This is a genomic window from Leeuwenhoekiella palythoae, assembly GCF_900130045.1.
Classification (GTDB): Bacteria; Bacteroidota; Bacteroidia; order Flavobacteriales; family Flavobacteriaceae; genus Leeuwenhoekiella; species Leeuwenhoekiella palythoae.
Genome location: NZ_FQXT01000001.1, coordinates 1 through 12261, shown reverse-complemented (window position 1 = coordinate 12261; position 12261 = coordinate 1). Strand labels below are relative to the sequence as shown.

General features: G+C 35.8%; 8 protein-coding genes and 1 pseudogene. 5 read left to right on the top strand and 4 right to left on the bottom strand.

The features are described from left to right. The first annotated feature begins 2 nt into the window (after positions 1–2). The 3 genes from BUA96_RS00045 (at position 3) to BUA96_RS00035 (ending at position 4442) form a co-directional block, all read left to right on the top strand. On the top strand, positions 3–1652 hold the full coding sequence (locus BUA96_RS00045) for a RagB/SusD family nutrient uptake outer membrane protein (protein WP_072979077.1): 1650 nt from the start codon (positions 3–5) through the stop codon (positions 1650–1652). Then, positions 1645–2991 carry a DUF3472 domain-containing protein gene (locus BUA96_RS00040; protein WP_233430587.1) on the top strand — a complete coding sequence of 449 codons (1347 nt, stop codon included), beginning with the start codon at positions 1645–1647 and terminating at the stop codon, positions 2989–2991. Before BUA96_RS00045 ends, BUA96_RS00040 begins: the two co-directional genes overlap by 8 nt. 83 nt (positions 2992–3074) lie before the next feature. Then, entirely contained in the window at positions 3075–4442 is a 1368-nt protein-coding gene (locus BUA96_RS00035) for a Gfo/Idh/MocA family oxidoreductase (protein ID WP_072979075.1), read from the top strand. Between the two features lie 376 nt (positions 4443–4818). Here BUA96_RS00035 and BUA96_RS00030 read toward each other — a convergent pair whose 3' ends face one another. From BUA96_RS00030 to BUA96_RS00020, 3 genes are read right to left on the bottom strand one after another with little or no spacing between them, the layout of a single operon-like run. Beyond that, a complete protein-coding gene (locus tag BUA96_RS00030; RefSeq protein WP_233430586.1) occupies positions 4819–6264 on the bottom strand; it encodes a SusD/RagB family nutrient-binding outer membrane lipoprotein in 1446 nt (481 codons plus the stop codon). A gap of 12 nt (positions 6265–6276) precedes the next feature. Continuing rightward, complete coding sequence (locus BUA96_RS00025) at positions 6277–9369, bottom strand: SusC/RagA family TonB-linked outer membrane protein (protein WP_072979073.1); 3093 nt, start codon at positions 9367–9369, stop codon at positions 6277–6279. A gap of 31 nt (positions 9370–9400) precedes the next feature. Beyond that, positions 9401–10696: an alkaline phosphatase family protein gene (locus tag BUA96_RS00020; RefSeq protein ID WP_233430585.1), complete on the bottom strand. Its 1296-nt coding sequence runs from the start codon at positions 10694–10696 to the stop codon at positions 9401–9403. 119 nt (positions 10697–10815) lie between these two features. Here BUA96_RS00020 and BUA96_RS00015 point away from each other — a divergent pair, with 119 nt between their 5' ends. Beyond that, on the top strand, positions 10816–11418 hold the full coding sequence (locus tag BUA96_RS00015) for a TetR family transcriptional regulator (protein ID WP_072979071.1): 603 nt from the start codon (positions 10816–10818) through the stop codon (positions 11416–11418). Here the strand turns inward: BUA96_RS00015 and BUA96_RS00010 are convergent. Continuing rightward, positions 11401–11658, bottom strand: coding sequence for a CBU_0592 family membrane protein (locus BUA96_RS00010; RefSeq protein WP_072979069.1), 258 nt, complete (start codon positions 11656–11658; stop codon positions 11401–11403). The two genes, BUA96_RS00015 and BUA96_RS00010, sit on opposite strands and share 18 nt — an antisense overlap. A 384-nt stretch (positions 11659–12042) precedes the next feature. Here BUA96_RS00010 and BUA96_RS00005 point away from each other — a divergent pair. Next, positions 12043–12261: pseudogene (locus BUA96_RS00005) on the top strand (hypothetical protein); the annotation flags it as partial.

Below are 12261 nucleotides of genomic sequence, written 5' to 3'. Positions count from 1 at the left end.
AAATGAAAACTATATTTAAACTATTATTCATCACTGTTATACTTGTAAGTTGTGAGGTAGAGCGATTTCCTTATGACTCTATTGCTTCAGAAGAATTATTATCTGGCGAAGGAGGAATAGAAGCAGCAACGCTTGGTAATTATGCGATCTTAAAGGGAGATGCAGATGGAAATGGATTTGCTCCGCAATTTCATAGAATAGCAGAGTACCCTGGAGATAATGTCGCTCTGAGTGGGACGACAACTGATGCATTATTTTATTCCTACAATTACAATAACTTAGCTACAAGTGGTCGTGTGAATAATTTTTGGACCTCCGGTTATCAGGCTATTGTAGGCTGTAATAAAATGATTGAGCTTACCACAGAAGGGGAATCTGAAGAAACAGATCAACTTATTGGTGAGAATTATTACTTAAGAGCATATGCTTATTTTCAATTGGTAAATGTTTTCGGTCGCCCTTACAATCAAGGACGGGATAACCTAGGAGTACCTTTGAAATTGACTTCTCTGATAGATGATTTACCAGACCGTGCTACTGTAGGTGAAATTTATGATCAAGTAGTTTCCGATTTGCTTAAGGCGGAATCATTGATGACAGTCAATAAATCCAACAGTTATGCAACTAAAGAAGCCGCTCAAGCATTGCTATCCCGTGTTTATTTATATATGGAGGAAAATCAAGAAGCAATTGATTATGCTGAAAAGGTTATAGCTTCTGGGCGATACAGTTTACTTTCCACAGATGAACTACCTAATTATACAAGAATAAATCCAGATGATAATTCAGAAACTATTTTCTGTTTTAAATTTTTAGAAGAGTCAGACTATAATCATGGATATTATACTGTGGGTTCATTGTATGCAAATATATTAGGAAGTGGATGGGGTGAAATGTATGCTTCAAATGACTTTTTAGACTTACTCAGAAAAAATCCTACTGACAAACGATTAGAATTTATAGATCCTCAATACAGCACAGATGCTAACGGAGATTTAATTCCGGCAGTATATTGGGTGAATGAGAATTATCAATATGTGTTTAGACAAACCTTTGAACAAGGCAATGAAACTTATTTTACAGACAACGGTAACGATTATCTAATTTCTTCCGAAGTAATTGGTCCACAAACACTGTATTATTTCACCACTATTGCAGGAGATAAACAATACGTAATAAAAGACTTCGATATGGTAAAGCGTAATGGATATCCCAAATTCTTTATACTAAAATGTTCGCTTCAAGATGATGTACCTCAATTATGGTCACCCGTGGTTTCTCGCTTAGCGGAAATGTATCTTAATCGTGCAGAAGCTTATGCTAAATTAAATCAGGTCGGGAATGCATTAAATGATATAAACACTATTCGCACACGAGCAGGTATTACAACTTACAATGATGCATCAGAGTTTCCTGAAGGAATGACTATTCTTGATATTGTGTTGCAGGAGAGGAGAATGGAATTGGCATATGAAGGGCATCGTAAGTTTGATGTATTCCGTAACGGAAGAACCATGAATAGACGCTATCCAGGAACGCATTTAAATGGAAATAATCCATATTATGAAATCCAACCATCAGAAGATCGTGTGATTGAGTACATCCCTGAGGCACAAATTAATGTTCAGCCAAGCTTAATTCAAAATGACTAATACATACCAAAGCTTAAAAGAAAAATTACCAAAAATGATTTTCTTGCTGATGACTTTGGTGTCCTTATTCTCTTGTAAAGAAAATGAGATCGAAGAAAATGTGGTATATAATTTTACGATCCGGATTCCCGCAGGTGGAAATTCTTGGATTCAAAATAGTGCCGAAAGAACACAAGGTCTGGTGTTTGATACAGGTGTTCATAATTGGATATCAACAGAGGATGTAGTTGAGTCATATTTTGCAACATCTCAAAAAGGTGATTTGCAAGTGGGGCTTGTTGTTAAAGTACCTGACGGTATAACTAATCTTGAAGTGAGTCTAGATGGAAATGTTACAGATATCCAATTGTCAAATTCTTCATATCAAGATATAGCAGTTACTGAATTTAAGGATATCCCTATAGGATATCACAAATTAGAATTTAGAGCACTCGGAAAAACGGGAGCATATATTGCCGATTTAAAAGAAATTTTATTAGGAGGTAGTGCAACAGATTCGAAAATAACATATATAAAAAATACCGAACATTTTTATTTCGGTCGTCGTGGCCCTTCCGATCATCTGAATTTTTCTATTCCTGAAGAAAAGGACCTTACTTATTTCTATAGTGAAATAGAAGTTCCTGAAGGGCAAGATAAGATTGGATCTTATTTTACGGCCAATGGTTTTAATTTTGGATATTTTGGAATTCAGGTAAATAGCGAGACCGAGCGACGTGTGATTTTTTCTGTTTGGAGTCCCTACAGTACTGATGATCCTTCAGAAATACCTGAAGATCAGAAAATAATTCTTCTCGATAAAGGTGCTGTTGTAAATGCAGGAGAGTTTGGTAACGAAGGGTCAGGAGGACACAGTCATTTAGTTTACAATTGGAAGGCAGGCACTACGTATAAATTTTTATTGAAAGGAGAGCCTTCGGTCAACGATTCTTCAGATTATACAGCTTGGTTTTATGCCCCGGAAACCGGTGAATGGCAATTAATTGCTTCTTTTAGAAGACCTAAAACTACGAGTTATCTCAAACGCTTTTATTCATTTTTAGAGAATTTCAGTCCTAGTACTGGGAATCAAGAACGAGAAGCGCTATATAAGAACCAATGGGTATATGACACCTCAGATACTTGGACCGAAGTAACGGAAGCCAAATTCACTGTAGATGCGACAGCTAGAGCTGGACGCCGACTCGATTATTCAGGGGGAAGTGATGAAGAAATTTTTTTTCTTAGAAATTGTGGATTTTTCTCAGATAATATAAATCCTGATACACTTTTTACCAGAACCTCATCAAATAATAAGCCTAGTATTGATTTTGAAGTTCTTGACAAGCTTCTTAACTAAAAGCTGAATGTAGATAATATATTTACCTCCTTCAAAATACTACTGTAATAAAAATTAAAATCATATTATTTAAGAATTAGATTATGAACTCAAGAAGAAACTTTATTAAAGGATCAGCTATTGTTGGAGCAGGGATAACCCTTGCACCCAATTTAGTTTTTCCTAATACTAAATACAGCTCTGAAAAATTGAAGATTGCATTTATTGGAGTTGGTTTACGAGGAACCAATCACCTTAATAATGCGATTCATCGTAAGGACACTGAAATTACTGCTATTTGTGATATCGATCCCAAACGTATTGAGATCGCCTTAGATTTGATTGAAAAAGACGGAAGACGGAAACCTTTGGTATTTGGTAACAATGAAAACGACTATTTGAATCTTTTGGATTCCAAAGAAGTAGATGCAGTGATCATTGCTACCCCTTGGTTATGGCATACTAAAATGGCAGTGGCGGCTATGAAAGCAGGTGTTTATGCCGGACTTGAAGTTTCAGCTTCCCAAACGATAGAAGAGTGCTGGGACTTAGTGAATACACACGAAGCTACTGGAACGCATATGATGTTTTTGGAGAATGTGAACTTTCGTAGAGATGTTATGGCTGTCCTAAACATGGTAAAACAAAATGTTTTTGGTGAAATGCTACACTATCGTTGTGGATACCAACACGATCTTAGAGCAGTAAAATTTAATGATGGTAAGCAGCCTTATGGAGGTGGGGTTGAATTTGGAGAAAAGGGACTTTCTGAAGCAAAATGGCGCACTAAACATTCAGTGTACCGTAACGGCGATACGTATCCAACACACGGGGTTGGACCAATTGCGGCAATGGCGGATATTAATAGGGGGAATCGGTTTACCAGTATGACAGCCAATGCAACTAAAGCGGTGGGGTTACACAAGTATGTTGTAGATCAGGGAGGTAAAGATCATCCCAATGCCAAGATTAAATTTAAACAAGGTGATATAATCACCTCAACCATAGAATGTGCTAATGGAGAAACCATAATTGTAACTCACGACACTAATTTACCTAGACCGTATTCTCTAGGATTTCGAGTGCAAGGCGCAAACGGACTTTGGGAGAAGGATGGAGATCGTATCTATATTGAAGGAGAATCACAACCACATCGTTGGGATGACTCACAAGAGTGGTTGAAAAAATATGACCATCCAGTCTGGAAAAAATATGGAGAAGAAGCCACTGGTGCGGGTCATGGAGGAATGGACTACTTTGTAATGAAAGCTTTTGTCGAATCTGCTATTGCTAATATTGCTCCACCAATTGATGCATATGATGCTGCAGCTTGGAGTGCGATAACCCCGCTTTCAGAAGCTTCCATTGAAAATAATGGTGAACCGCAGGAGTTTCCTGATTTTACACGAGGTCAATGGGTTGCACGAGCTCCTTATGATTGGATGAAAGCGGAGTATAAGGTTAAATTCTAGTTTTTGACTATTTTACTCCATAAAATGCACAATTCAGAGATTTTTTATTACTTCCAAAATTAGTAGAATCAAAGAAGATTCTTTGTGGCAAGTACAAGGTAATAATCATTGATAAGAGTTTAAGATTCGTTGGATAAGATACACTCTTGGACTTTCAATTACTATAAAAGCAGAAGTACTTAGAAAATTTTGTTTGCTACACTGTTGAACTAGCATTCAATAATGATTATAGGCTAGAATTAAAACCTTAAATGAAGACCCGTTAAAGGATATAGTGATTTAATAATCTTAATTCCAACAGCTCGTAATTGAATAATTATTTAAAAAGCTATGATTTTAAAATCATAGCTTTTTAAATTTGTTAAGCAGATGCAATTTAATCAATGAGCCACATCGAAGCGTTTATATTGTCACCCGAAGGGAATTGTCGATTAATCGCTTCGTTTAGATTTTCCGGGTTGTTGATGCTTTCATTTTGAGGATACATAAAGCGTTTTGGGATCAAACCATTATTTAAAATTCCACCACCATCTACATTAAATTCGGGAAAACCTGTTCTTCTTTGATCATAAAAACTCTGCCAACCAGTATTCAAAAACAAGGCAATGTGCTTTTGAGTAAGTATAGACTCTAGGTCTTCATTACTATTTAATTGAATTGTAGGATTATTTAAGTAATCTTCAGCCTCCGATATACCATAGAAAGCTAAAGATGCAGCTATTCCTGACTTATAATACGGTTCACTTGGTTCTGAAATCCAACCGCGCGCAGCTGCTTCTGCTAGTGTAAATTGAAGTTCAGCATAGCTCATAAGTATTGAAGGCTCATTTACAGGATTGTTATAATATCGCGGCTTAATTCGAGAGGCCTCTCCACTAACGGCTTTAGATCCGTTATCGCTTAAAGGTGCGCTACCATACAAACCACCATATGCTGAAAAATCCTCCACGTTTAAATTTGATGCATTTGGCTTTTTGTCCGCCATCATAAACAATCTAGGATCTTCATAGTTTTGAAGCCTTTCTACAAAGGTTTGTTCCATATAATAGGCTGTTTGAAGCGAATTATCATTAAATAACGGATAGCGATTGTCTTGAATATCTACATAAACTAAAGATGCATTATCTGAATTAGATTCAAATATTGGGAATTGATCAAAATTATTCAAGATTTCATTAAACCGGCCAACAATATCAATATCGGTCTGATCAACTTTATTGGATAGGCTCATTAGAACTCTAAGACTATAACTATTTATTAGTTTTTGCCATTGTTTTTTATTTCCCTCATAAATAACATCACCACGAATAGTTTCAGTGTTTTGAGCTAATTCTAAACCAGCAGCCCTAAGAGAATCAAGGGCTGATGCATAAATTAGCTCTTGACGGTCATAAGAAGGAGTATAAATTCCTATCTCAGCACCTACAGCTTCTGTATAAGGTACGTCGCCAAATACACGGGTTAGTTCAATAGCGTAATAAGCATTGAAAAACTTTGCCAAAATTTGATACACCTGTGAATCTGTACGTTGAGATTCTTGAATCATTTTATAAACTTGTTTTAGATCATCGTATTGACCAAAACCAGCTCGTTGCCAGTTATAATACTGATATTGATTGGTGCCATCTGTAAATGTTAATTGTCTACTAGCTAATGCAGCATTAAGACTTACATTATTAAAGGCTGTAGTCTCAATTGTGGTTAGGAGTAAATCTGGACTTACTTGAGTGGCCCGGTTAGGGTCGTTTTGTAAATCTTCAACTTTAGAACATCCAGCAAGCAGTAGTAGAGAGAATATAATTAGATACTTTTTCATCATCATTAATTTGGTGTATTAAAATTTTGCATTGATGTTAAATCCAATATTGCGGGTCGCCGGAGCTTGAAGATTATCTACTCCTGAGTCAGGATCAACATTAGGAATATCGGATGCTAACCATAGATTACGGCCTACAAGGGAAACGTCTAAGCTTTTAAATGGTGTTCGTTCTAAGAACGCTTCATTGAATTGGTAGGTTAGCGTTACTTCTCTTAGCTTTATAAAGGTTTCTTTGTAATAATGGTAATTCTTATTGTGGTAATTACTAGTGCTCTGCATAAAACTGATATAGTTTACAGGTACATCATTAGGAGCGTAAGTACGCGTATCTTCTGTAATGGTTCCATTAACATCGTAGCTAACCGAACCACCTGTGACCACAACACCATTTCCTATATATGTATTTTCACCATTTACAGCATCTTCTCTAAACTGATTTACTGTTCCTTTAGAAGTACCTCCCCACCACATTTTCTGGTTTGTATTTGAATACATCAAACCACCTAAGCGACCATCAAATAAGAATGATAAGGAGATGTTTTCATACTGTAAACTATTAGAAATTCCATAAGTTAAGTCAGGTTCATCATAGCCAATGAATCGATCATATGGATCTGAAACTGGTAATCCATTTTCAAAAATTACATCTCCTTCAGCATTAGTTTGATAGACTCCAGTATATATTTTGTCAGTTCTATCACCAACACGAATATATCCTTCAGTTTGCTCACGATCGCCATAGATTTCTTCTTGGTATCTGCGGTAATGACTTAAATTTATCTGAGTGTTCCAGCTAAAGTTTTCATTTTTAATAGGTGTCGCATCTAGCGTTAATTCTATACCTTTTCTTTGAAATTCATTTCCATTCAATAAAATACTACTATACCCAGAAGCATCAGAAATGGGGCTATATATTAAATTATTATAATCTCTAGCTTGGTAGTAAGCAATATCCAATCCAAGTCGATTATTTAAGGTTCTTATATTTGCACCAACTTCCCAAGTGTCTGAGGTTTCTGGTTCTAAATTTGGAGAAAGTAAATTACTGCCAAAGTAGGTTGACGGTGTACCATTCCAAATCGTTCCTTTTTCATACGCTAAAATATAATCATAAGGATCACTGCCAATTTTACCCTCAGAAACTCGAGACCAAGAACCTCTAAGTTTGGCAAAACTTATCCACTGTGGCATTTCAAATAGACTGCTTAGTACAACCGAACCGGAAACAGACGGATAAAAGAATGAATTGTTACCCTCAGGTAATGTTGAGACTTTATCGTTACGTCCTGTTAATGATAGATAAAATGCGTTATAGAACTCAAGATCAATAAAACCGTAAAAGCTGTTGATGGTTTCTTTTTCTTCACGATTGGAACCTAATAATGTAGCGCCAGCATTATTTGCTAAATTGTAAAAACCGGGGACATTCAATCCGTCAGTAGACTGAGACGTGTTTTTTGAATTTCTATAATAATTGACATATGCTCCTTCTGCTGTGATCCCAAAATTATCTGAAATTTTCTTTTCAAAGTGTAGTGCTAAATCTGAAGTGATATCGAAATACTCCGTTTGTGCAATTGAAAAGTTTCCTCTGGATTTATTACCATAACCGATATAACTTTTAGGTTCTTTATAAGTTCGATAAAGACTGTATTCATTTACCCCTGTACGTCCTCTTAGACTTAAGGCATCGTTGATTTCATAGTTGAAGGAAGCATTACCATAAATGTTGGTCTTATTATAACCTCTTTCATATTCATATGCCTGAAAGTAGGGGTTGTTATAATAGGATATATTAAAATGACGTTGCTGTATGCCTTCTTGACCTTCGCGCCAGTAATTTTTTAAATCTCTAATATCAACATCTGTACCTGTCCATAATATCAGGTTATAGAGATAGTTAGTAGGGCCATAACCAACTTCAGGAAAGTTACTAGTGAATTGCTTATTGTAGGTTAAAGAGCCATTTAATGTAAGTTTATCAGTAGGTCTTATGGTACCAGCAAGGTTGAATGATGTGTTTTTCAAATCTGTATTAGGAACAATTCCTTTCTGATAATTGTTAGATAAAGAGAGACGAACGTCAGCCTTATCATTACCCCAACCAACACTTACATTGTTGGACTGTATAATTCCTGTTTCGAAGAAATTTTTGATATTATCTTTACCTCTAGATGTGAAGGGTATTGGAATTAATTCTCCTGTGTTGGGATCTATTGGACTGTTGTACTGCGTGGTTTCATAAAAACCGCTTGTAGTAGTAGGATCCTGCTGATCTAGGCGTGGTCCCCAGATCCATCCTCCACCTTCAGTACCGGATCCACTTCCATTCACATAAGCATAAACGCCTCGATTTCCGTTTCCGTAGGTCGTTTGAACATCAGGCACCCGGATGAAATCTGTCTGAAATAAGGTAGAATTATTGAAGCTTACATTGAGTTTACCTTTTTTACCTCGTTTTGTTGTAATCATAATTGCCCCATTTCTTCCTACAGAACCGTAAAGTGCAGAAGCAGTAGCACCTTTTAAAACACTTATACTTTCAATATCGTCCGAATTAATTTTCCAGATATCTAACGTGCGATCAGGAATTCCATCAATTACTAGTAGGGGAGTAGCGCCACGTAACTCGATGGTGGGATTTTGAAACAGATCAGTCGAGTTCTTAATATTCAACCCAGCAACGCGACCTGAAAGTTGATTGACAAAATTGGGTTCTTTAGCTTTTTCTAGATTATCGCCTTCAACTTCTTGAACTGCGTATCCCAGCGCTTTTTTCTCTTTTTTGATTCCTAAGGCTGTTACAACTACAGCATCAAGAGCTTGCGCATCTTCTGCCATAATAATTTCAAGAACCGATTGATTTGAGATAACTACTTCTTGCTTTGTAAAACCAACGTAGGAAAATTGTAAGGTCTCGCCACTATTCACTTCAATACTGAAATTTCCATCGAAATCAGTTACTGTCCCTCGAGAACTATCAGGGATCATAACAGTAACGCCTCCCAAGGGCACCCCGTTAGGGTCTTTGACTATACCTTTAACTGTCTGCTGAGCAAACGAGACCAGAGATACTAAAAGGATAAAAAGGGTAAAGATTTTCTTCATGTCATTTTGAAATTAATTGCTTTTTTGTTGATTAATTATTTGAGATAATCCAAACATTTTGAGTGGTGTTTTCCGTCTGTAGAAGAATTTTAACCGGAAGTTTTTTACCTTTTTTTAGAACAATATCAAACCGTTCTGATCCCAAGGAAGTTTGACCGATTTTGGTATAGTTATCTTTTCCACCCAACTTCTTATCATTAGTGTTGGTTATCAAAATGCTGACTTGGGTATTCTTGTTTCCTAAAGTTTCCCATTCTAAATGCAGTCGATTATCTAACACTTCAGCTTGAACATTTATGAAATCAACAGGATCAATAAGAGAAACCCCATCCCACTCTGAACGTATATCTTTGGCTACATCTAGGTTTAAAAAACTAGTCATTGTAGGCAGCAGATCTACGATAGCGGGTATTTGCGTGTCGAAATAAGTGTTGGTGTTTTTACTGTTAGTAACAATCCAGGTACTACGTTCTCTATCTGTCTGTCCTCCGTGATGTTTTCCATCCTTAGGCGATCGTCCGTGATCTGTTGTTACTAGAAACAGCCAGTCTTCTTGGTGGCTTTGTTCTCGAAATTTCACTGCATCGTAGATGGAACCAATTAAACTATCTTCGTATTTAATGGCTGCAGTAAGTTGTGGACTATCTCCATAGCCGTGGCCCATATCATCCGAATATTCTAGATAAACCCAAGAAAGATCCGGAGCCTGTGTTTTTATAGTAAATGCAGCTTCTTTAGCCACTAGCGCATCTATATTTTTAATGTACTCACGTTTGGCATCGTGTGGGAACCTAATAGTATCAAGTTCGTATCCATCAAATTTATAATCAACTTCAACCGCTCTTGTCTGATCTAAGCCTTCTCCTATAAGTTTTGTGCGATTGTCCAACCAAGTAGAGAATACAGCGGTTTTGCCATTCGGATATTGATCTTTGAATAGTCTAAAAATTGTAGGATAATTATAATTAGGATCTTTAATACTGTTGCCCCAAACATTGTGTTTATTTGCCCATACCCCTGTAAGTAGGCTATTATAACCAACAGCAGAAATTGTAGGCGTTTCAGAATATCCTTCTTTTAAACCTCCAACATATGCTTGGGTTATCGATCCTTCGCCAGCAATTTCATCCAATCGAGGTGAGGGGTTGTTCACGATCATGTCGTAAGCAATGCCATCAACTATAATGAAGACTACTTTTTGCTTAATTGAAGTAGTTTTTTGCAACTGAGCATTCAAGTTTATAATTGAGGCGAATAACGTAATAAGTAATACTGTTTTTTTGAGATGCATATTTTTTGATTTGATGGCATCAAAAGTAGCAGACAAGAAAAATAGATTGACCAATCGTTCAATTAAATAATGATTACTTAAATGTTGTCTTTGTGTTATTATGTTTTACAGAATTCAATAAAAAATTGAAAAGTCTATTTTTGATAAATTTTAGTATGGGTAGAAAAAATATTAGCGAGCAAAGAAGGAAAGAAATTATCATTGCGTTTTATGAAGTATCGCGTCAATTGGGACTGGAGAATGCCTCTATAGCTAAGCTTGCCCAGCATATGGATATCAGCAAAGGATTAGTTCTACACTACTTTGAGAATAGGGAGGAACTCTTGATTGGATTAAATGAATATATCCTAGAACAGCATCTTAACGTAATGATTTCTGAGGATATAGGTGTGATGAACACTAAAGAACATTTAGTGCTTTTTATTGAAAATTTATTTACCAGAGCCTGGAATAGCTATTTTGATGATGGTGTTTTTTATAGCTGTTATGCACTTATCTATCGAGTACCTGAATTTAAAAACAGTTTTAAATCATACCTACTTGAATTACACCAAGTATTATATCAAAGATTACTTGAAGCTAAATCAAACAGTGTTATAAATAATACTAATTTGAAAGAGGTAACTGAAGTTATTTTTGCCCTAATTGATGGTGCCTATTACTACTTAGGAATGTTCGAAGAGTCTGAAGCGAGATATAAAAAACAAGTAGCTATCTACACAAAATATAGCCTTGAGTTGCTAAATTTTACCACGTGATTTTCCTTTTATAGTAGGTTGCATTCTCTTTATTACAGCAACTAATGCAATCAATCCCCAAACAGCATTCACAAATATGTTTGGGTAATCATCAATAACCAATGCATTTATCACTAGGCATAAAGCCCCAAGAGCATTTAAAATGTGATACAAGTATTTTTGAGCAGAGAGGTAATCAAGACTTAAAAGTAAGTAGGAGATAATAAATAGTAATGCGCCAATCCAACCTATATATTCCATAATAACATTTTGATATACTATAACTAGTAAGAAGTTTACCTCAATATAGGAAGGAAGCAATTTATGATGTGCTAATTCATTTTATTATTCCATTAAATTTAATACGGACTCCTTAGAAATCGTTCTCTACTTTTAAGTTTTGGGTTCCAATATTTTGCTCGCCTTCTTAAGTTTTAAAACCTCCCTCGTTAGCTTTTTGAATTCCCTTAAGCAGCATCGCTGTACTTCTCTTTTTTTGAAAGCAAAATATCAATAGTTTGAAATTAGCCGGACAGCATAACCGCATTTATATGTCCATACTAATTCAAACTCTTAAAAACATATCAGCAACAAAAAGGGGAACAGCGATAGGCATTAAATGGAAGTAAATCAAAAAGAAATCTTATGAAATCAGTTCAAAACATACAAAAAGAAGCGGAATCAAAAACCTTAAAAACAAAAAAGGCAAACGCTCAGGATAACATAAGTAAATCATTTTTTAAAGGTATAAACGCAAATTGTCCAAAGGGTTTGGGCAGCATTTTTAATCATCTAAATTTTAGAGTTATGAGTACACTAAGAAATCAAGTTCAGTTAATCGGAAACGTAGGGCAAGAGCCTACA